The organism is Methylocapsa sp. S129, from assembly GCF_009765995.1.
GTDB lineage: Bacteria > Pseudomonadota > Alphaproteobacteria > Rhizobiales > Beijerinckiaceae > Roseiarcus.
Genome location: NZ_LMUI01000011.1, coordinates 118,285 through 138,745, shown reverse-complemented (window position 1 = coordinate 138,745; position 20,461 = coordinate 118,285). Strand labels below are relative to the sequence as shown.

Annotated in this window: 17 protein-coding genes and 1 tRNA gene; 11 read left to right on the top strand and 7 right to left on the bottom strand. The window is 63.5% G+C overall.

Annotation, left to right across the window (positions count from 1 at the left end):
- Positions 1 to 57 precede the first annotated feature (57 nt).
- Positions 58 to 1,686, top strand: coding sequence for a CTP synthase (locus tag GSQ90_RS03115; RefSeq protein WP_158813203.1), 1,629 nt, complete (start codon positions 58 to 60; stop codon positions 1,684 to 1,686).
- Between the two features lie 87 nt (positions 1,687 to 1,773).
- Positions 1,774 to 1,863 (top strand) — tRNA-Ser (locus tag GSQ90_RS03110).
- Positions 1,864 to 1,904: 41 nt separating this feature from the next.
- Here GSQ90_RS03110 and GSQ90_RS03105 read toward each other — a convergent pair.
- From GSQ90_RS03105 to GSQ90_RS03095, 3 genes are all read right to left on the bottom strand, one after another.
- Positions 1,905 to 2,213: a HigA family addiction module antitoxin gene (locus tag GSQ90_RS03105; RefSeq protein WP_158813201.1), complete on the bottom strand. Its 309-nt coding sequence runs from the start codon at positions 2,211 to 2,213 to the stop codon at positions 1,905 to 1,907.
- Between the two features lie 8 nt (positions 2,214 to 2,221).
- Positions 2,222 to 2,518 (bottom strand): type II toxin-antitoxin system RelE/ParE family toxin, encoded by a 297-nt coding sequence (locus GSQ90_RS03100; protein WP_158813199.1) that lies wholly within the window; start codon positions 2,516 to 2,518, stop codon positions 2,222 to 2,224.
- 171 nt (positions 2,519 to 2,689) lie between these two features.
- Positions 2,690 to 3,934: an FAD-dependent monooxygenase gene (locus GSQ90_RS03095; protein ID WP_158813197.1), complete on the bottom strand. Its 1,245-nt coding sequence runs from the start codon at positions 3,932 to 3,934 to the stop codon at positions 2,690 to 2,692.
- 95 nt (positions 3,935 to 4,029) lie between these two features.
- On the opposite strand from GSQ90_RS03095, the gene GSQ90_RS03090 reads away from it, so the two are divergent.
- Both GSQ90_RS03090 and GSQ90_RS03085 read left to right on the top strand, forming a co-directional pair.
- The gene (locus GSQ90_RS03090) at positions 4,030 to 4,641 is read left to right on the top strand and encodes a TetR/AcrR family transcriptional regulator (RefSeq protein WP_158813195.1); all 612 of its coding nucleotides are present in this window, start codon (positions 4,030 to 4,032) and stop codon (positions 4,639 to 4,641) included.
- Positions 4,642 to 4,807: 166 nt separating this feature from the next.
- Entirely contained in the window at positions 4,808 to 5,014 is a 207-nt protein-coding gene (locus GSQ90_RS03085; RefSeq protein WP_158813193.1) for a hypothetical protein, read from the top strand.
- A gap of 387 nt (positions 5,015 to 5,401) precedes the next feature.
- On the opposite strand, the gene GSQ90_RS03080 is transcribed toward GSQ90_RS03085, so the two are convergent.
- The 3 genes from GSQ90_RS03080 to GSQ90_RS03070 all read right to left on the bottom strand — a co-directional run bounded on the left by GSQ90_RS03080 (position 5,402) and on the right by GSQ90_RS03070 (position 12,714).
- Positions 5,402 to 6,235: an outer membrane protein gene (locus tag GSQ90_RS03080; RefSeq protein ID WP_158813191.1), complete on the bottom strand. Its 834-nt coding sequence runs from the start codon at positions 6,233 to 6,235 to the stop codon at positions 5,402 to 5,404.
- A 165-nt stretch (positions 6,236 to 6,400) separates the two neighbouring features.
- Positions 6,401 to 10,720: a translocation/assembly module TamB domain-containing protein gene (locus tag GSQ90_RS03075; RefSeq protein WP_158813189.1), complete on the bottom strand. Its 4,320-nt coding sequence runs from the start codon at positions 10,718 to 10,720 to the stop codon at positions 6,401 to 6,403.
- Positions 10,720 to 12,714 (bottom strand): autotransporter assembly complex family protein, encoded by a 1,995-nt coding sequence (locus GSQ90_RS03070; protein ID WP_246731390.1) that lies wholly within the window; start codon positions 12,712 to 12,714, stop codon positions 10,720 to 10,722. Before GSQ90_RS03070 ends, GSQ90_RS03075 begins: the two co-directional genes overlap by 1 nt.
- A gap of 504 nt (positions 12,715 to 13,218) precedes the next feature.
- Between GSQ90_RS03070 and GSQ90_RS03065 the strand changes: the two genes are divergently transcribed.
- On the top strand, positions 13,219 to 13,467 hold the full coding sequence (locus tag GSQ90_RS03065) for a hypothetical protein (RefSeq protein ID WP_158813187.1): 249 nt from the start codon (positions 13,219 to 13,221) through the stop codon (positions 13,465 to 13,467).
- Positions 13,468 to 13,802: 335 nt separating this feature from the next.
- The gene (locus GSQ90_RS03060) at positions 13,803 to 14,576 is read left to right on the top strand and encodes an SDR family oxidoreductase (protein WP_158813185.1); all 774 of its coding nucleotides are present in this window, start codon (positions 13,803 to 13,805) and stop codon (positions 14,574 to 14,576) included.
- Positions 14,577 to 14,733: 157 nt separating this feature from the next.
- Here the strand turns inward: GSQ90_RS03060 and GSQ90_RS03055 are convergent, their stop codons facing one another.
- Positions 14,734 to 16,836, bottom strand: coding sequence for a lytic transglycosylase domain-containing protein (locus tag GSQ90_RS03055; RefSeq protein WP_158813183.1), 2,103 nt, complete (start codon positions 16,834 to 16,836; stop codon positions 14,734 to 14,736).
- 181 nt (positions 16,837 to 17,017) lie between these two features.
- Between GSQ90_RS03055 and dapA the strand changes: the two genes are divergently transcribed.
- From dapA to GSQ90_RS03030, 5 genes are all read left to right on the top strand, one after another.
- Positions 17,018 to 17,911 carry a 4-hydroxy-tetrahydrodipicolinate synthase gene (gene dapA / locus GSQ90_RS03050; protein ID WP_158813181.1) on the top strand — a complete coding sequence of 298 codons (894 nt, stop codon included), beginning with the start codon at positions 17,018 to 17,020 and terminating at the stop codon, positions 17,909 to 17,911.
- 15 nt (positions 17,912 to 17,926) lie between these two features.
- On the top strand, positions 17,927 to 18,406 hold the full coding sequence (smpB, locus tag GSQ90_RS03045; RefSeq protein WP_158813179.1) for an SsrA-binding protein SmpB: 480 nt from the start codon (positions 17,927 to 17,929) through the stop codon (positions 18,404 to 18,406).
- 306 nt (positions 18,407 to 18,712) lie between these two features.
- Positions 18,713 to 19,051 (top strand): hypothetical protein, encoded by a 339-nt coding sequence (locus tag GSQ90_RS03040; RefSeq protein ID WP_158813176.1) that lies wholly within the window; start codon positions 18,713 to 18,715, stop codon positions 19,049 to 19,051.
- 64 nt (positions 19,052 to 19,115) lie between these two features.
- Positions 19,116 to 19,460 carry a hypothetical protein gene (locus GSQ90_RS03035; RefSeq protein ID WP_158813173.1) on the top strand — a complete coding sequence of 115 codons (345 nt, stop codon included), beginning with the start codon at positions 19,116 to 19,118 and terminating at the stop codon, positions 19,458 to 19,460.
- Positions 19,461 to 19,978: 518 nt separating this feature from the next.
- Positions 19,979 to 20,461: substrate-binding domain-containing protein (locus GSQ90_RS03030; RefSeq protein ID WP_158813171.1), on the top strand; the 483-nt coding region annotated here is incomplete at its 3' end.

Here is a 20,461-nt window from a genome sequence, read left to right as displayed (position 1 = left end):
GCCGTTCGCGATTCTTTTCTCGCCGAATCGAGTTTGAGGCGTTAGACCTCGGCTCCCATGGCTCGCTATATTTTCATCACCGGCGGCGTGGTTTCCTCGCTTGGCAAAGGTTTGGCTTCGGCGGCGCTCGGCGCCCTGCTGCAGGCGCGCGGCTATACCGTGCGCCTGCGCAAGCTTGACCCCTACCTCAATGTCGATCCCGGGACCATGAGCCCGACCCAGCACGGCGAGGTCTTTGTCACCGACGACGGCGCCGAGACCGATCTCGACCTTGGCCATTACGAGCGCTTCACCGGCCGCTCGGCCAACAAGCGCGACAATATCACCACCGGGCGCATCTATCAGGAAATCATCGCCAAGGAGCGGCGCGGCGACTTCCTCGGCGCGACGGTCCAGGTGATCCCCCATGTCACCAACGCCATCAAGGAATTCGTGCTTGAAGGCAATGACGGCGTCGATTTCGTGCTGGTCGAGATTGGCGGCACGGTCGGCGATATCGAGGGCCTGCCGTTCTTCGAGGCGATCCGGCAGCTCGGCAACGATCTGCCCAAAGGCCATTGCGTCTATATTCATCTGACTCTTTTACCGTTCATCCCAAGCGCGGGAGAACTAAAGACAAAACCGACGCAGCATTCGGTCAAAGAGCTGCGCTCGATCGGCATCCAGCCCGATATTCTGCTGTGCCGCACCGATCGCGAAATCCCCAGGGAGGAGCGCCGCAAGCTCGGCCTGTTCTGCAATGTGCGCGAGAGCGCCGTGATCGAGGCGCGCGACGTCGGATCGATCTACGATGTGCCGCGCGCCTATCATGATGCGGGTCTCGACCGCGAGGTGCTATCCGCCTTCGGCATCGAACCGGCGCCCAAGCCCAATATGAGCCGCTGGGCGGGCGTGACCAAGGCGTTCCATAATCCCGAGGGCGAGGTGACGATCGCCATTGTCGGCAAATATACCGGCCTCAAGGACGCCTATAAGTCGCTGATCGAGGCGCTGACCCATGGCGGCATCGCCAATCGCGTCAAGGTCAAGCTCGACTGGATCGAGAGCGAGATTTTCGAGGGCGCCGACCCCGCCCCCCATCTTGAGGGCGTCCACGGCATTCTGGTGCCCGGCGGCTTCGGGCCGCGCGGCGCCGAGGGCAAGATCCTCGCCGCCAAATTCGCCCGGGAGCGCAAGGTGCCCTATCTCGGCATTTGCTTTGGCATGCAGATGGCGGTGATTGAAGCGACGCGTTCACTGGCCGGCGTAAGCCAAGCAAATTCCAGCGAATTTGGTCCGACAGCGGAGCCCGTCGTCGGCCTGATGACGGAATGGCTGCGCGGCAATGAACTCGAGCAGCGGCGCGCCGAGGGCGATCTGGGCGGCACGATGCGGCTTGGCGCCTATCGCGCCGATCTGCTGGAGGGCTCGAAGATCGCCGCGATCTACGGCAAGACCGAAATCTCCGAACGCCATCGCCATCGCTACGAGGTCAACACCGCCTATCGCGAGCGCCTGGAGGCCAAAGGCCTGCTGTTCGCCGGTATGTCGCCCGACGGGTTGTTGCCCGAGACCGTCGAATTCGTCGATCACCCCTGGTTTATCGGCGTGCAATATCATCCCGAATTGAAATCGCGCCCGTTCGAACCGCATCCTTTGTTTGCGAGCTTCATCGCCGCGGCGAAGGCGCAATCGCGGCTGGTGTAGCGCGCGCCCAAAGCTCATTGCCGAGCGGCGTCGGGATGGGCTATGGAACGCGCGCTCCAACGGACGAATGCTTCGCGTTCGCCGCGGGGAAGGGTGGCCGAGTGGTTTAAGGCAGCGGTCTTGAAAACCGCCGTGGGTGCAAGCCCACCGTGAGTTCGAATCTCACCCCTTCCGCCATTTCAGAACAGAACTGCGAACGCCATGAGCAACGCCCAGGGTCAGGCCGCCGTGCCGAGCGGGGTCGCGCGTTCGATCCGCTCGCGCTCGCGGGGACTATTCATCGCCTCCCACAGGTCGCTGCGCCGCTGCACATTCAGCCAGAAGTCCGGACTGTTGCCGAAGACACGCGCGAGGATGAGCGCGGTCGCAGCAGTCACGGTCCGGCGGTTGTTGCACAGCTCGTTGACATGCTTGCGCTGAACGCCCATTGCCTCGGCCAGCGCGGCTTGGGTTAGTCCCATCGGTTGCATGAACTCTTCCACCAGGATTTCGCCGACCGTGGCCGGCTTGCGCTTCGTCGTCACCATGGTTCGCCTCATCTGTAGCTGTGGTTGTCGAGATAGACGCCTTCCGCGTCGCCCCGGCTGCCGTCCCAACGGAAAACCAGCCGCCATTGGCTGTTGACGCGGATCGAGTGGAACCCAACCAGATTGCCGCGCAGCTTTTCGAAGTGATTGCTGGGCGGCGCCCGCAAGTCCTGATCGGTTGTCGCATCGTCGATCATCTGGAGCCTGCGGAAGAGCCGGCCTTCGATGTCGGACGGAATGTGCCGCGACCGCGCGTCTTCGACGAAGAACGCGCGCAGCCACTCGTCCCGAAAGCGCACAATCACGCGGCGGCTCCGTTCATGTGTCTATGTACCACTCCTTGGTACAAAGCGCAATGGCGAAAACCAGAATCGTAGCGACTCGCGTTCGATTGATTGATATCATCGAACTTTCGGCCCGACGCGACAGCAGGGGGGGCGTTCTGAGGGAGGTGACGCCGCGCTTTCGGCCGCGCCTCACTTCCGCCGTTCCTCGTGGAGCCAACTGACATAGTCGGGTAGCCTCAGCGAATTGTGCGCCTGCCCGGAGCCTTCGCTGTGCGACGGCGCCTCTCCCGACGCCTGCATAGCGGCGAGCGTGGCGTTGCGGGCGTCGAGTTCCTCCGGCGTGCGCGGCATGAGAAGGCTGCCGCCCTCCCTGGAGGCCAGCGCCTGGTTCGCTTCCATGAACGGCCGCGCTATTCGTTCATAGGAAGCAAAGGCGTCGACGGGATCGGCATGGGCCGCCAGCTCTCCGGCAAGCACATAGGCGCCGACCAGGGCGAGGCTGGAGCCCTGTCCCGACAAGAACGAGGGCGCGTGAGCGGCGTCGCCGACCAGCGCCACACGGCCGGACGACCAGCGCGGCATGTGAATCTGACTGACCGTGTCGAAGAAGAGGTCATCCGCGCGCTGCATGGCCGCGACCAAACGTCGAATTATCCAGCCGCCGCCGCCGAAAATCTCCGCCGTCCGCTGGCGTTGCTTGTCGAGGTCCGTGTTCGAATGAAACGGCGGTTCATCCGTGGCGAAGTTCAGGAAGGCGTGAAGCGTGCGACTGTCGCCCACCGCATAGACGCCTGCAAGACGGCCCGGTTCGGCATAGACGACGGCTTCGTGTGACAGGCCAAGATCGTTCGGCAGCGAGAAGAGGTTGAAGCAAAAACCAAGATAGCGGTTGAACGGCGCTTCCGGCCCGAACGCCAGAGCGCGCGTGTTTGAGTGCATGCCATCCGCGCCGATCGCGATATCGAACCGCTGTTCCGCTCCGCTTCTGAAGCGGACGTCCACGCCAGCCCCATCGTCCTCCAGAGCGTCGATCGAGTCGTCGAAGCGGTAGCGGACCTCCCGGTCGCGCGTGAGATCGTACAAAACCGAAGTCAGTTCGCCACGCGGCAATTCGATGTCACGACCGGCTGCGCCGCCGGACAGGTCCTCCGGGGCGATGGCGGCGATCGGATTTCCATCGGCATCGACGAATGTCAGCCTCCGCGTGTGGATATGGGCGGCCTGGAGTTGCGAAAGCACGCCCATGCGTTCGACGACGTCGATCGCCGTGCCGCGCACATCGATAGGGTAGCCGCCGCTGCGAATGGCGGCCGCCCGCTCGACCACCGTGACATCGAAGCCATAGCGATCAAGCCAATAGGCTAGCGCCGGTCCGGCAATGCTGGCTCCGGAGATCAGGACCGAGCGGGATTTGGCGCCTTGCGTCTCGAACATACGACTTCTCCAACCAGATAAGATGCGATATGTATCTTATCTGGTTGAGGCTGGATGGTCAATAGGATGCGACATGCATCTTAAGTGGAGGCACGATGAAGGACGACAAAATCCGACGGCGGCGGGGCGCCCAGCTGGAGGACGCGATCCTGGACGCCGCCTGGGATGAACTGGTTGAGCAGGGCTATCCTGGACTCACGCTGGAGGGCGTCGCCAAGCGTGCGGACACCAGTCGACCTGTGCTCCATCGGCGTTGGCCGAGCCGCACTGCACTCGCAACGGCGGCGCTGGGCCGGCATCTTGCGCAGAACCCGATCGTCGTGCCCGATCTCGGCAGCGTTCGCGAGGAACTCCGCCTTCTGCTTCGCGGGCTGTCCGACCGCGCCCGGCCTGACATGATCAGGCTGCTTTTCGACATGCAGAAGGACCTGGCGGACAAGCATTCCAACCTGGCGGAGATGAGGGCGCATCTGCGGGCGCAGATCGTCGACTCCGACGTCATGCAACCTATCCTAAGACGCGCGATCGATCGGGGTGAGATCGCCGCCGCCCGCCTCACCCCGCGGATCATATCGCTTCCGACGGACCTGGCGCGCCATGAGATCCTGATGACCTTCAAGCCCTTGTCGGACGAAGCCATCAAAGAGATTGTCGATGAGGTTTTCCTGCCGCTGGTGAGCCCAAGGGATCAGCGGAGCTCTTCGTGAGCGATCAACGCGGCGGCGATATCGCGAGGCTCGCTGATGGCGAGAGAACTATCAAATATCTGGTTAATAAATTGAAATCGTTGTAATAATTATCGAACAACGGTCGGTGTGCGCGCTTCAGCGGACAAGGGAAAGCTGGATCGCGCCGGGCGTCAACGGATGAAAAATGGCTGAGCAAATAACGGGCCCGGATGAACCGCCAGAAGACGAGAACCGGGACGGCGCGAACATCGCGGCGGTGATCTTCATCATCGCGCTGGTCATAGGCGGCATTTGGCTATTCAATAAGCTCAATTCTTCCAACGACATGCTCAACTGCGTGGCGTCCGGCCGCACCAATTGTCACCCGATCGCTCCCGCCGATGCGCCTTAACATCGCGCCATATTCCCGTCCGAATCGGTCGCCGCTGGAGGGCCGCTTGGTGGGTAGTCCCGTTTTGCTGCGATGCAATCGCGGCGCTGTAAGGCGATGAGTAATTCGCCGAGACCGGACTACCGAATGTGTAGGCCAACCCGAGGCGAACGGCATCCAAATCGTGGTTGAAGCGAGACGTCGCGTTCGCCGTTGTGAGATGAAGCCTCTCACCTTCACCGTAACAGGCATTATTGAATTCGGAGTCGATTGCGATGTCCTGATCCCAAACATGGCGTGCGATCTCATCGAACGCGCGTCGGCGACGGCCTCTTGACCGGCACGCATCCTGCTAGACGCCACGGCCGCCGGCCCACGCCGGCGGCCGTTTCCGTGCTGCGCCTTGATTCAAAATTTGTAATTGACGCCCGCGTGCGCAATGTTCTCCTGGAAACGGCTGCTCGCCTTAAAGCCGCACCCGCTTGCGGTTGGGTTCGCGTTGCACGAGACGCCGCCGGCGACCTGAGCGGCGGTTGCATTCAGCTTGCCAAGGTTGGCGTAGAGATATTCGCCTTTGATCGACCAATTGGCGTTGAGCGCGACTTCGACGCCCCCGCCCAGCGTCCCGCCGACCTTGGTGGCGGAATTGCCGCCGACCGCGCAAGAATCGCCCGGGCAAGCCGCCAGGTTTGCAAATAGGGTGTCTTGTGTTCTGAAACTCACCTTTACGGCGCCATAGGCAAGACCGCCCGTGCCATAGACGAGGACGTTCGGCATCGGCAGGAAACCGGCCCGAAGGCGGGCGGTGCCGAACCAATCCAGCGTTTTCGAAATGGAAGTCGCGAACGGGTCGAAAACGACCCGCGTCGGCACGGGGGTCAGGCTTTCCGAGCCATTGATTTGGGCCCATTGAAGATCGGTCTCGAGGCCCAGCACCCAAGACGGCTCCACCTGCCAATTGTAGCCGATCTGGCCGCCCACAAGGCCGCCGCCGCTGTTCAGGCTGAGGGAGGTCGGAAATATATTAGCCGAAAAGAACCTCGCCAGGGATGGATCGCCAGAAAGCCGCCCATTCTGGCCATCCCAGCCATAGCCGGCGTTAACGCCGATATAAAAACCGGTCCAGTTATAGGGAGCAGGCGGCGGCGGATCCGGCATGCCCTTCCTGGTGGGAAGGTCGGCGGCCAGGGCCGGTCCGATCCACAACAGCGCCAAGGCGACGGCGAAACCGCGTTTCTTCATCCAGCAGACCCCCGCTTGCCGAACGCTTCACTGCGTCAGGACAATCGCTTCTGCTGACAGGTAGCTGAAAAAGGCGATCGGTCGCGTCGCCCGATCGGGGGATGGGGTCGAGCTTCCTCCGCGCTTTCGATGCAAGCTGTCGTGCGAGCGGATTCGTTCACGCCCTTAATGCGCCGCCTCGCCTGGCTTCCCATATTCCCATTGCGCGCCGATGCCGGCGTTCGATCCGCCCGTCGCGTCGACGCCGCTTTGCAGGCGAATGTGGCGGGTGATGTCGAGATCGACGGAAACGCCATTGTCCTCCGGCTTGCTGCCGGTGTTGACGCCGATGCTGATGCGGTCGCTGATCGCTTTCTTGGCGCCGAGCATCGGATTTCCGTTGGCGTCAGTGCCGACGTCGAGACTGTCGACGCCCAAAGTCTTGCGCATTTTCTCGAAATTGTCGCTGCCGCCGGACAGCGTCGAGGCGGTGTTGGCCAGCTCCAGCGCGTGGAAGGGCGAGAGGCTGCCCGAGGGCTTCTCGAACAGAACGCGCGAAAGAATTTCGTCCTGCGGCAAGCTCGGCTGCGAGGTGAAGGCGAAGACCGGCTGGTTCGCCGGTCCCGTCACCTCGATGTTGGCGGTGACGTCGCCCGCCACAGTCTGGGCGATGAAATTGAGCTCGGGCATCGTGTCGCCATGGAATTTGGCGCTTCCCTGCGTGAAATCGAGCTGCTTGCCGACCAAGGACAAGGTTCCGCGCCTCAGATCGAAGCCGCCGGATATCTGGGGATTGGCCGATGTGCCGGCGACTTTCAAATCGCCGCTGAGTTCTGCGTCGATGCCGCGCCCACGCACGAAGATGCGGTTCGGGGCCGAGATGGTCAGCGCCAGCTTGGCGTTGAACGGCGGCGCTCGCTTGGCCGCGTTCTTCGCCTTGGCGTCCATGGCGAGACGCGCCTTGGCGGTCGCGCCTGGCTTGACATGGATCGTCCCGTCGATCGGCCGCAGATTGCCCGGCAATCGGTCCGGCACGCTGATGTCCATCGACGTAATGCCGATGCGGCCGCTGACATGCGGGTCTTGCGCCAGCGCGCCGGTCAAATCCAACGCCAGATCGGCGCTGGCGGAGACGATTTCGTTGGAGATCAGTTGCGCCTTCTGTCCTGTGATGCGGATCGTTCCGGGAAAGCCGGCGCCGGCGTCGAGTCGCACCTGGCCCGCCACATTCAGCGCGCCGCCATTGGGCGTCGTCGCATTGATGCGGTCGATGGTGATCTGATCGCCGCGCCCGCTGATCTTGGCGTCGATCTTCTCCAGCTTCACGCCGGCTTCCGCGTCGGTGAAACCGCCATTGGTCATCACGACGGAGCCCTGCGCCTGGGGCTTGGACGCCGGCCCGCGCAATTGCGCGTCGATGATGGCTTCGCCCGTCACGCGCCGTCCCGAAGCCGCCAGCATGCCGTTGGCGGCCGCGGCTTCGAGCTTGCCTTGCGCCTTGATGTCGAGATCGCCGGCGCTGCTCAAGGGCGCGCTGCCGGTCAGGCGCAGATTGCCCGCCGGCCCGGCGTTGATGGAGACGTCGAGCGTCGTCCGCCCACCGCCAAGGCGGCCCGTTCCGCGCAGATCGATCGCGGCGAGGCCGGCGTCTCGGCTTTGCGGCGCCGTCAGGCGATTGAGGGCGAGGCGCCAGTCGCCGGCCGGTTCGCCGGGCGTTCCCGCCAGCGCCGCGTCGGCGTCCATCGTGCCTGTCAGGCCGAGGCCCGGCGCCGCGATATTGGCCACGGCGAGGGGCAGCGCCTTGACGGCGAGCTTGGCGTCAAGCGTTGCGCCGACGCGCCCATCGAGCGTCAATCGCCCGCCGCCGGAGGTCAGGGCCAGGCCTTTGACGTCGATGCCGCCATCCGCCAGCGTCAGGGTCGCTGGTCCAGCTAGCGCGAGTCTTTGGCCATTGCCCTGCGCGCTCAGGTTGGCGAGCTCCAGCCGCATCGGCGGATCGACGACGAGCCGGGCCTGGCTCTTCAGGGCGATCGCGCGGAATTGTCCGCTGAGGTCAAGATCGCTGCCATCCGTCGCGCCTTTCGCCTTCAAGCGCATATCGGCGATGGTCTGGCCGCCAGCCAGCGCTTTGGCGACATTGATCATACCGTCGGCAATCGGCCGGCTTCGGACGTCGCTCAGCGTCAGGTTGGCGTCGAGCCCTTCGACGTGGTTGGCGCCGATGTCGAGCCTGGCGCTATGGGCCGTCAGCGCGGCGTTTTGCTTGTTATCGGCGGCTGTGAGTTCGATCTGGCTCTTGATCGCGCCGCCAAGTTTGGTCAGCGCGAGCGGCGAGAGATCGTCGAGATTGTCAGTGTTGAAGGCAAGCGCGCCATTGGCGAAGAAACGGGCGTCGAGTTTGACGCCGCCGTTGAGATGGGCGGAGCCGAGATCGAGGCGCAGCCGATCGGCGAACCAGCCTCCGTCGGCTTGTTTGGCGATATGGAAATCGGCGTCGAGGGGCTTCTGGTCGATGGCGCCGGCCAGAGTCGTCTCCGAGTCGATCAATCCGGTGATATCGCGCGCCTTCGCCTCGAGCGCGAGCCCTTGCGTCGGCCGATCCATCAAACGCCCCTCGTCGAGCGTCAGCTTCACATCGCCGTCGAGATGGTGAAGCGCGCCGGTCAGCGCGGCGACGATGCGCGCTTTGCCCGTTGCGTGCGGGTCGAGAAAATGGATCTCCGGCACATCGATTTGGGCGTTGACGGAAGCCTTTTGCTCTGTCGCGGCGCCGTCAATTTGCATTTGGCCATGCGCGCCGGTCAGGACGAGATTTTGAAAGCCGAAGCCACCGTTCGGCAAAGTCTGCGCGGCGCCGGTCAGCCCGAGCCGTCCGCCGGCGAACCCGTCGGCCGCCGCGACGCCCGTCGCGAAATCGTTGACCTTTGCGTCAAGCGCGGCCGTGAACGCGCCTTTATCCGGCGCGCCATCGAGATCGGCGGCGATATCGGCCGCGCCCTTCAGGGCGACATTGGCGATTTCGGCGAAGCGGCTGAGATCGGGCGCTTGCAGCGAGAGCTTGCCATGCACAGCCTTCGGACCGGCGAGGCCCGTATAATCCGCGCTGACGCTTTGCGTCGTGAGATGAAAGGCGTCGATTTGCGTCGCGCCGTCGAGCGCCGCATTGGCGCGCAGGGTCAGCGTCAGCGTCTGGCCGAGCGCCTTGTTCAAAGCCGCGTCGGCCAGGGCGAGGCCGTCCGCCTTGACGTCAGCGGCTAGCGCGATTTTCGTCGCGGCATCGCTCAACAGGCCATTGGGCTTGGCGACGAAGGTCGCCGCGACGTCGCCGAGCTGTCCCTGCGGGCTGCGCAATTGCGCGGCGTCGAACTGGGCGTCGATCCGCGGTCCGGCAGCCGGACCTTTGACGGTCGCATGGAGGTCGAGCTTGCCGACGCCCGTTGGGCCATGATTGTCGGCGTTTGGAATGGCGCCTGCATGAATCGACAGGTCGAGATTTTGATCGGCGTTGACGCCGCCGTTGAAGTCGAGCGCGGCGTTCTTCGAGGCGAGGTTGAATTTGTCGATTTTGACCGAACTGTCGTCGCCGAGGAAAATATCGCCGTTCAGCGCCGTCTGGCCGGCGAAGACGGCGCCGGCAAGGGGCGGCATCAGGCCTTCAATCTGCGATTTCAAGTCGATCGTCAGTCGGCGGCCCGGTCCGTTGCGATTGAGGTTGATCTGGCCGCTGGCGCCGATCGTCGGACCGGCGTCGAAGACCATATTGGCGGCGAAAGAATCGAGCGGCCCGGCGCCGTCGAGGCTGAACTTGACCGGCGGCAGGCCGGGAATATTGGCGAGGCGGGCGAGCAAGCCGCCGGCCGGCTCGTCGAACTTCAACGCAAGGGTCAGGGTCTTGCTCGCCGGGATGAAGCCGAGCTTGGCGGCGAATGAACCCGCCGCGTCGAGGCGATGCGCGTCGAGATGCATGTCGAGGCCTTCGCTGGGCGGCCCGAGCGTCGCAGCGCCCGCTATTCCGAGTTGAGCGGCGGTTCCGACGATCGGTTCGCCCAGCGACAAATTGCTGACGCCAAATTGCTTGATGATCACTTTGAGCGGCAAGTCGGGCAGGATCGACGCGTAGTCGATTTTCGGCGCATTCGGATCGACGGGAGCGGGCAGGGGTTTGCGCAGGATTTCAAGCTTGCCGATCTCCAATTGATCGACTTCCAGCCGGCGCTTGAATAAGGCGAGTCGATTCCAGACGAGCCGCGCCTTGTCGAGCTTCAGCCATGGGCCGTTGCGGTCGGACAAGACGATGTCGCTGATCGTGGCGTCGGAAGAGAGCGCGCCGTCGACAGCGCCGATCGAAACCTGCGTCGTCGGCGAGGACAAAGCCTTGGAGATGAGATCGGCGAGCACGCCCTTGTCGCTGTCGGCGCCGAGCGACGGCGCGGCGGCGAGCCAAGCCGTGGCCAGTAGCGTCGCCCCGCCAATCAACTTCCGCGACGCCGATAGAATTTTCCTCATCAGAAGGACTGCCCGATGCTGACATAGACCGCGACCGGCTTGTCGCCGGGGCGCGGATTGAGCGGCGCGGCGACGTCGAGCCGGATCGGACCGATCGACGTATAATAGCGAAACCCCAGCCCCGCCGCCATTTGCAGCGGTTGTTTGAAATCGGGCGCGCTGCCAGCGAAGGCGTTCCCGGCGTCAAAAAAAGGCACGAGGCCGATGGTCGAGGTTATCTTGACGCGCAATTCGGCCGAAGTCTCGAACAGGCTGCGGCCGCCGATGATCGAATCGCCGGGACCGGCCGGACCGACGGATTGATAGGCGTAGCCGCGCACCGAACCGCCGCCGCCGGCGTAGAAGCGCATATTGGCGGGAATATCGTCGAGCGCGGCGCCCGTCAGCGAACCGAACGCGACGCGCCCGGCCAAGATGTAGTTGGAATCCTCATCGAGAGAATAGTACGTCGAGCCGCTCGCCTTCATCTCGACGAGATTGACAGTCGAGCCAAGAAACATCGGATAGGGCGCGATGGTGGCGTTCAGCCGTACGCCGCGCGTCGGGTCGAGCTTGCTGTCGGTCGAATCATAGAGGAGCGAGATGGGCGCGCCGATCAGCGTGTAATCGATCTTGCCCAGGATGTCGGTCGTCGACCCGCGCTGCGCTTCGACGCCGACCTGAAGCGACAGCGTGTCGCTGAAGCGATGGCGAATGGCGGCCGTCAGATCGACGTCGTTCAGCGTATAGCCGATATAGCTCGCATTGTTGGTGCTGACGCGCTGGGCGAGGCCGTCGATCAGCAGATCGTTGGTCGAGCCGCCCAGGGCCGGCTTCATGAAACTCGCCGAGAGCCTGCCGCCGATATCGACAGACTTGAACTGGCCATAGGTCTGGATCAGGCCATCGTTGGGCGGGGCGTAAAGCAGGTCGCCTTCGAGGCGCAGGCGCTCGGCGCCGCCAAAGACATTGCGGTCCTCCCAATAGACCTGCGACGTCGGGCCCTCGGTGGTCGAATATTTGGCCGAAGCCCCGATGGCGTAGGGCTGGCGGTCCTCGACCTCGACTTTGATGGGCAGATTGCCGTTGGCGTCGAGCTTGCCGGCTTCCGTGATTCGCACCGAGCCGACGGCGGGAATCTCGCGGATGCTGGTCTTCGTGTCGGTCAGGACTTTGGGCGAATAGGGGTCGCCCGGCTCGATATAGATGTAAGAGCGCACGATGCTCGGATCGAAGCCCTGCGGCCCTGAAATGTCGACTTCGCCAAAGCCCGCCTTGGGGCCGGGATCAAGCACGATCGTCACGTCCATCGTATGGGCGCTGTGATCGACGATCGGCGTGATCGAGTCGACCTTGGCCAAGGGATGCGCCTGAGCCCGGAAAGAATCGATCATGCGCGCCTGCGCGGCGCGCAGTTCGTTAGCGCTGGCGGGATCGCCGGGCTTGAGGCCGATGACCTTGCCGGGCAATTGGTCGGCGGTGAAAGGCTCGTTGGGCTTGGCGTTCAGGACGCGGATCGAGCGCAGTGTGAATTGCGCGCCTGGCGCGATGGCGACCTGGATCGGGACGACCGCCCGATTGCGATAGGATTCGGCCGCGTGGGAAAAGGCGGCGAAATCCTGATCGCCGATCTTGAGCGACGCACGATCGACCGACATGGCGACGCTGGCGTCGTAATAGCCCGCGCCCCACAAGGCGTCGACGATCGGCGCAAAATCCTTCATCGCGCGGCGGGCCAGCGAGTCGCCGTCGAGCGGGGCGTCGTGGCGCAATTTATAAAGGCTGGAGGCGTCCTGCGCCGATTGAAGCAAACCCTTGTCGTCGCCCTCGACCTTGAATGTCACGACATAGGGCAGCGCGTCCTGCGAGATCGCCGGCGGCGTATCGTCCGAACCCCAGAGGCCGAAAAAATCGAACGCCAATGCGCGACTGTTTGCGCAAGGCAGGGCCGCGATGAGAGCGGCGGCCAGACTCGCAAACCAGCCCCGTCGCCGCCATATCAACGAAATGCCCACGGCGATCGGCTCCTACGCAACACGATTGTCGGCAAATTACGACGAAGTTCATGAAACGCAAATTTGGCCGGTGCGACGGCGGCGCGGCAATTCACAGGGGCGCGGATGCTGCACGTTTGCGTCAATTGACGCGTTGAGCGCGGTGAAATCCGGGGCCAGATGAAAGAGGGCCGCGCGTCAATAGGGATCTTGAGCCGCATTTGGAGCGTCGTTCGCAGCGGAGATGACAGACATCGACGGCATGCGTGTGACGCACAATCGATCCGGGGGAGATAGCCCCCGCTTGGCGACCAAACAACACGGCGCGCCTCGGCCAGCCGCCAAAGCCGGAGACGGGTTCCCGTCGCGATACGCAACATCGACATCTCCAGTCGGGAAGTCGTCGGCCCCGGTCCGCTATTCTGCTTGCAACCTTTGTGGCTCCTTCCGCGTTCACCGCTCGCCACAGTCGCCCTTTGAAGGTTGGGGATGACGATCGGCTGGACGCTAAACAAGGAAAAACTCATGTCATTACCTCATCGAATAGGCCGCTCTCTGGCGGCGCTCGCGCTCGCCGGCGCTACGATCCTGGCGGCGTCGACCGCCCAGGCTGCGATGGCGCCGGCGCCCGTGAGCGTCTATGCGGCGTCCGATATCGAGTCGGCAGGCTGCCTGCTCGGCGCTCATGTCGGACCTCTGGGCGCCTGCGTTGGCGGCTATCATCATGACCGTCATTGCTGGGTCAATCGTTGGGGCCATCGGGTCTGCAACTGATCGAGCGCCGTTTGCGGCGATAGGCTGCTCTCAATGAGAAATGGTCGCCGGAATCATTCCGGCGACCATGAAAATATTCGCGAGCAACATTGAAAGTCCTAAAAGTCCGCGCGCGCCACCCGTCCGGTCTGCGGCTCGACCGGCGCTTTGGCGAGAGCCTCAGGCGCACCCGATAGACCTGCAGATTTTCGGAAACCCGCTGCACATAATCGCGCGTATCGTCGCCGGTCGTGGCCCACCATTTGCTTCCGATTGAACGATATTCCGCGAATGAGCCGCCGATCGCCGCATGGGATCGGCACTGCCATCCCTATGAGCGTAGCGGGCCGCTTGATATGACTACTATTTTCGACAGATTTTCCTTGCGGGAGCGTGTGGCGCTCATCACGGGAGGCGGGCGTGGGCTTGGCTTCGAGATCGCGCGCGCTTTGGCCGAAGCGGGAGCCCATGTGGTTGTCGCCGGACGCACCGCCGGGACGCTCGACGGCGCCGTCGCCGCCATCGCGAAGGGCGGCGGCAGCGCGCAGGCGGCGATCTTCGACGTAGCGGATGTCGAGGCGGGCCGCGCCGCGATGGCCGATATCCACAAGACCTGCGGCCGGCTCGATATCCTCGTCAATAATGTCGGCGCCCGCGACAGGAGGCCGCTCGCCGCGTTCAGCGACGACGATATCCTTCATCTGATCCGGACGGATCTCCTGTCGGCGATCTCGCTCTCGCGAGACGCGGCGGAAATCATGAAGGCTCAAGGCTATGGCCGCCTGATCGCGGTGACCTCGATCATCGGCGAGATGGCGCTTCCGGGCGACGCTATCTATCCCGTCGCCAAGCAGGGACTGACGGGCCTGATGCGCAGCATGGCTGTCGAATATGGCGCGCATGGGGTGACGAGCAACGCCATTGCCCCGGGAATGTTCGCGACTGAGACCAATGCCGCGTTGGCGGAAAATCCCGACATGCTTTCCTTCGCCCGCCAGCGCGTTCCGCTCCAACGCTGGGGACGGCCGGCGGAAATCGCGGGCGCCGCGCTTTTCCTCGCCAGCGATGCGGCTTCCTTCGTCAACGGACATGTTCTCACCGTTGACGGCGGAATGTCCGTACGGATGTGACGATTGCGCGGCGAGGAAAATTCGTCCGGCGCCAAATCACCATGTCCGTTCATGGCGCAATGCGCCATTTGGGTCTGATGCGGCTCGTCCGATCAGAGCGCCGCAGCGTAGACATCGCGCTCATCTTCGTCGCGGGCCGCCCGCCATTCTCTTCGCCCTAAAAATCCGCCCGCGCCACCCGGCCGGTTTGCGGCTCGACCGGCGCCTTGGCGAGAGCGCTCAGGCGCACCCGATAGACCTGCAGATTTTCGGAAACCCGCTGCACATAATCGCGCGTTTCGTCGAAGGGAATGCTCTCGACCCAATCGACCGGATCGACATTGGCGGCGCGCGGATCGCCGTGCGCTTCGATCCATTGCTGCACCCGGCCGCCTCCGGCGTTATAGGCCGCCAGGGCGAGGACGTAGGAACCGCCCTCGTCATTGAGCAATTGCCCAAGATAGGCCGCGCCCAATTGGGTGTTGTAGGCGGGATCGGCGGTGAGCCGCGCGGCATCGAAGGGAATGCCCATGCGCCGCGCGGTGTCGCGGGCGGTCGACGGCAGGATTTGCATCAGGCCCTTGGCGCCCGCTCCCGATGCGGCGCCCCCGGCGAATTCGCTCTCCTGCCTGGCGACCGAATAGACCGCCGCCAGCTCCGCCGAATTGGTCAGCGGCGCAAAGCCCGGCACGCCGAAGGTCGGGAACGCGCTTTCGTCGAGCGCAAAGCCGCGCTCCGTAGCCTGCTTGCCGATTTCGACGCTGGCGGGCCCATCCAGTCTGGCCGCGGCGATCGCCGCCAGCGCGGCCAATTGCGCTTCATCGCGATAGGACCGCGCGGCCTCGAAGGCGAGCGACCGCGCGAATCCGTCCAGTTTGGCGGCATAGAGAAGTTCGACGATGCGCGTCGCTTCATTGCGCGCTTCGCCGACGGCGACGCTGGCGGGCGCGCGAAGGGTCAAGGCCGGGATGTGGAGCTTGTCGGCGGCGAGTTGCCCGTAATAGGCGATCGGATAGGCGGCGGCGCGCTGATAAAAGTTGCGCGCCTCATCGGCGCGCTGCGCCTGCTCGGCGGCGCGGCCCTGCCAATAGGCGGTGCGGGCGATCGCCAGCGGCGTCTGCGCGATCGCGGCCGCGGCGGCGAAATGATCGGCGCCGGCTTGCGCATCGCCAAGGAAGCGCAGCGCGATCCAGCCGGCGTGGAATTCGGCGTCAATCCGCGATGGGATCGAGACGGCGGAATGTTGGGCGCAAAGCGCATAGGCGTCCTTGATCAGTCCGCCGTCGAGCAGCCGGCGCGCGACCATGCGCCGCTCGTCCCACCAGCGGTCGCCGTCGATCGCGGCGCCGCGCGGCGCGCTGCGGATCAGCGCGGCGGCCTCCAGCACGCGGTCGGTGCGGCGCAGCGTTTGAATGCGGACATAGAGCAGGCCGGGTTGGCTTTTCATCGCCGCCGGCAAGGCGTCCCAGGCGGCATCGGTCAGCGGCTTGCCGATGGCGCCCGCCCAGATTTTGGCGAGGGCGAGTTCTTCGGAGCCGGCCAGCGCCGCGACGCGCAAGGCCGCTCCGATCTTCTCCTGGTAAAGCAGGCGCTCGGCGCGATATTTGTGGTCGGCGCTCGTCAGCAGCGCGCCAAATTCGCTCAGCAGCGCGCCTTCGGTCCAGCCGTCAAAATCATCGTCCCGCCAGATGCTGCGAACAAGCGCGGTCGCCTGATTGAGACGGCCGCCCGCCGATTCTATCCTGGCGAGGGCCAGTTTTCCGACGGGCGTGCGCGGCGGCTCCTGCGCAAATACGGCGACCGTCAACTCGGGATGGGCGCGGTCGTTATAAAGCGCGGCTTCTTGCCGATAACGGATCCAGGTGCTGGCGGGCCATTCGGGATGGGCCGTCTGGAACGTCGTCAGCCGGGCGTAATCGGCGCGCGGCGATGATTTCAGCGCGATCCATTCGAGGGCGGCGCGCTGCAGGGGATCGTCGAGGGCTTTGGCGAGCGCATCGCCGCCGGCAAGATCGCCCTTCTGGTAGAGCGCTGCGGCCGCGAGCATGGGCGAAAGACCGGCGTCTGGGAGAACCGGCGCCGCGATGGGCGCCGGCGCAAGATCAATGCGCGGCGCCGGTTCCTGTTCTCCGCCGATCCGCGAAACGGGCGTGAAGTCCAGCTTGGCCAAGATCGGGCGCGACTTCGCCGGCGCCCCGTTGCGGGCGCGCTCCTGCGAAGCGGCGGCCCAGCACAGCGCCGCGGCGACAATCAGGGACAGAGAAACGCGACCGCCGACCATGGCTTGAACTCCATGATGCGATCCTGCGCCTGCTTTGCTTATCAATTCTTAACCACCGAGCCGTGCGTTCCGGCCGCCCCACCCCTTTCCCCTGCGATGCACAAGGTTTATGTCCTATTTGCGAACGGACGGCCTCGCCGGCTCCGTTCATTCACGCGATCGACCGATTTGGATGGGCGAAATGGAAAAGAGGGCGAAGTTTCACGGGTCGATGCCGGCTCTGGTGACGCCTTTCAAAGACGGCAAGATCGACGAGCAATCCTTTCGCGCGCTGATCGACTGGCAGATCACGGCGGGCTCGCACGGCCTTGTGCCGGTGGGAACGACGGGCGAGGGCCCAACGCTTTCGCATGAGGAGCATCGGCGCGCGGTCGATATCTGCATCGACGAGGCGCGCGGGCGCGTGCCCGTCATCGCGGGGGCGGGGTCGAACAATACGCATGAGGCGGTCGAGCTTGCGCGCCATGCTGAAAAGGTCGGCGCCGACGCGGTGCTGGTGGTGACGCCCTATTACAACAAACCGACGCAGGAGGGGCTCTATCGCCATTTCAAGGCGATCAACGAGTCCATCGATATTCCGATCATTATCTACAATATCCCGTCGCGCTCGGTGATCGACATGTCGGTCGAGACGATGAAGCGGGTGTTCGAGCTGAAGAACGTCGTCGGCGTGAAGGACGCGACCGGCAATGTCGGGCGCATCTCCCAGCAGCGGCAGGCGATGGGGCCGGGCTTCATTCAATTGTCGGGCGACGACATCACCGCGCTCGCCTGCATGGCGGCGGGCGCGCATGGCTGTATTTCGGTCGTCGCCAATGTCGCCCCCGCGCTTTGCGCCGAATTGATGGAGGCGGTGTTCAAGGGCGATTACAGCCACGCCCTGCGCATCCAGGATCGCCTGACGCCGCTGCATCAGGCCATTTTTGTCGAGCCCGGCGTCGCGGGGGCGAAATATGCGCTGAGCGTTCTGGGACGCGCGCGCAATGAAATGCGGCTGCCGCTGGTGCCCGTCACCGAGAGCGCCGAAGCGCTCATTCGCCGCGCTCTGGTGCATGCCGGCCTGTTGAACGCCTGAAATAAGGATTGATTTGTGGCCGCCGCCAAGGAAAAGCCGAACTATAAGATCGTGTCCGACAATAGGCGGGCGCGTTTCGACTATGAGATCGGCGAGGTGTTCGAGGCGGGCCTGATGCTGACTGGCACCGAGGTCAAATCCTTGCGCACGGGCAAGGCGACGGTCGCCGAAAGCTATGCGGCCGCCGACCGCAATGGCGAGATGATTCTCTACAACGCCAATATCCCGGAATATCTGCAGGCCAATCGCTTCAATCACGAGCCGCGCCGCCCGCGCAAACTGCTGCTGCACGCCAAGGAAATCGTCAAGCTTGCCAAAGGCGTCGAGCGCGAGGGCATGACGATCGTGCCGCTGCGCATCTATTTCAACGACAAGGGCCGCGCCAAGATCGCCATTGCGCTCGGGCGCGGCAAGAAGCTGCATGACAAGCGCGAGACGGATAAGTTGCGCGACTGGGGCCGCGAGAAATCGCGCGTGATGCGCGAGAAGGGCTGACGCGGCGACGCCGCAGCGCACGGTCTTTTTCTGAAATATTCTTTAATTGACCCGCGTCTTTATTTGACCGATCACATTCCCAGCGCTTTTTCGACATAAGGGCGCGAGGGAGGACATACCCAAGCAGGGTGCGCCTTGTGAGGCCAAGCATTCGCGCCTCAATTGTCACGCCGTCGCGCTTGCGTCGATAAAGCGATGCCGTGTGGTTCCGTTGCGTGGGTCGGGTGTTCAAGCGTGTCTGGCGCAGGGAAGTCTGCGCTGCTTTTGGTCTCATGGCGACAGATCCAGCGAGATCGGGAGGATGTGATGAAGGGCTCCATCGCGACAATTCTCGTCATCGCCGCCGCTTCTATTTTGTCCATCGCCGCGGCGGATGCGGGGCCCTGCGCGCAAGACATCGCCCAGCTCCAGCAAATTCTCCGTCAGCAGGAAATCAGCAGGCCCGACGGTTTCGGGACAGCCCCTCAATCCATTGACGCCCAGCTCGAACATCAGCCGACGCCCCAGTCGGTTGAACGCGCCAAAAAGTCCGCGCAAGCTTCGATATCGGCGGCTCTGAACCACGCGGAAACATTGGACTCTGAGGGCAAAGCGACGGAATGCCAGAGCGCTGTCGCGACTGCGAGACTCATGCTTAATCCTTGATCCAACCTCGACCGGCGCCTCAAGAGAGAAAATCCGCCATGCGAGAATTTCCTGGAGATCTTCCGTGACGAACAATCGCCGGTTTCTGTCGATCGCCGCGCCGCTGGCGCTTCTCATTTCCGCGCAGGCGCCTCGCGCGGCGGAACAGGGGTCGTGGGACGGCGCCTGGACGGGGTCGCTGGGCAATGTCTCCGCGATCTCGGTGACGATCGCGAACGATAAAGTCGTCGATTACTCCTTCAGAGGCGCGCCCATCAAAATCGTCTACGACAAGGTCGCCGATACAAAAGTTTCGTTTGGCGACCCGGATCACTACAGAGTGACGTTGATCAAGACGAGCGGCACAACCGCGTCCGCCAAATATCATGACCGGACGGGCTATTCCACGGCGGTTTTGACGAGGAATTAGGGTCCGGATCGATATTGGATCGCCGGGCGCTCGCGGGTGAACGCGCCGAGAGCGCTCAACATGCGCGCGCGATGATGCCGGCTATCAGATCTGTCTCGTCATCAGGCGTCGGCCTTAAACGTCTTCATCTGCTTCGACTGGTCGCCCTTTAGCCCGCCATCGATAGTGCGCGACGTCCGTCAAGCCCATCGAGAGAACCGCTTCGGACCAGGCTTCCCGCGGCGTCAGCCCGTCACAACCTGCCGCAGCTTCGCGACGACCTCCTCGACCGCGCGCTCTTCCTCGCTGTTTCAATCGCATCGGCTCCAAAGCCTCACTCCAGTGAGGGCAGCCTTTCTAGCGGCAGGGTGCGAACGCCACGATTATGCAATTATATCTTATTTGAAATTTTGCTCGTCAATATTCGGCTTATAAGCCTTGACAGTTTAGAATGATCGATCAATTATTCAGACAATAAATATCTGCTCATACAAAATTGAGCAAAGGCCGCGACGGGCGGCCACGTGGGAGGGTCGACCATGACAAAGAGCATTTATGCAAAGCTGACTGTCGCCTCGTTGGCGACCGCCTTGATGGCGACGGCCGCTCCGAGCTGGGCCGCCGGCAAACGCATCGGCATGGCGTCGCGTGAAATCACCAATGATTACAACCGCGGCATTATCGCGGGCGCGCAGAAGGTGATCGAGGCCGCTGGCGATACGATGATCGTCGCCAACGGCGAGGCCGACCCGCGCAAGCACAATGAGAACATAGAAAACCTCATCAACTCGCACGTCGATGGGCTCATCATTCAGTTGGGCGACGCCCAGCAACTCGCCCCGGAGGTCGCAAAAGCGAAGGCGGCGGGCATCCCTGTCGTGACCACCTCAGTCGGCGCGCATACCGAAGGCGCCCTGACGGAAGTCGGCGGCGACGAAGACCTGATGGCGACGTTGATGACGCGGGCGCTTCTCTCAAGCATCGATTATACGGGCAATGTCTATGTGGTCTGGGTTCCCGGC

Bases quoted from the DNA above. Each gene is read 5' to 3' on its own strand.
- GSQ90_RS03115 (WP_158813203.1), top strand. From the start codon at position 58: ATGGCTCGCTATATTTTCATCACCGGCGGCGTGGTTTCCTCGCTTGGC.
- GSQ90_RS03105 (WP_158813201.1), bottom strand. From the start codon at position 2,213: ATGGTGACGACGAAGCGCAAGCCGGCCACGGTCGGCGAAATCCTGGTG.
- GSQ90_RS03095 (WP_158813197.1), bottom strand. From the start codon at position 3,934: ATGTTCGAGACGCAAGGCGCCAAATCCCGCTCGGTCCTGATCTCCGGA.
- GSQ90_RS03090 (WP_158813195.1), top strand. From the start codon at position 4,030: ATGAAGGACGACAAAATCCGACGGCGGCGGGGCGCCCAGCTGGAGGAC.
- GSQ90_RS03085 (WP_158813193.1), top strand. From the start codon at position 4,808: ATGGCTGAGCAAATAACGGGCCCGGATGAACCGCCAGAAGACGAGAAC.
- GSQ90_RS03080 (WP_158813191.1), bottom strand. From the start codon at position 6,235: ATGAAGAAACGCGGTTTCGCCGTCGCCTTGGCGCTGTTGTGGATCGGA.
- GSQ90_RS03075 (WP_158813189.1), bottom strand. From the start codon at position 10,720: ATGAGGAAAATTCTATCGGCGTCGCGGAAGTTGATTGGCGGGGCGACG.
- GSQ90_RS03065 (WP_158813187.1), top strand. From the start codon at position 13,219: ATGTCATTACCTCATCGAATAGGCCGCTCTCTGGCGGCGCTCGCGCTC.
- GSQ90_RS03060 (WP_158813185.1), top strand. From the start codon at position 13,803: ATGACTACTATTTTCGACAGATTTTCCTTGCGGGAGCGTGTGGCGCTC.
- GSQ90_RS03055 (WP_158813183.1), bottom strand. From the start codon at position 16,836: ATGGTCGGCGGTCGCGTTTCTCTGTCCCTGATTGTCGCCGCGGCGCTG.
- dapA (WP_158813181.1), top strand. From the start codon at position 17,018: ATGGAAAAGAGGGCGAAGTTTCACGGGTCGATGCCGGCTCTGGTGACG.
- GSQ90_RS03040 (WP_158813176.1), top strand. From the start codon at position 18,713: ATGAAGGGCTCCATCGCGACAATTCTCGTCATCGCCGCCGCTTCTATT.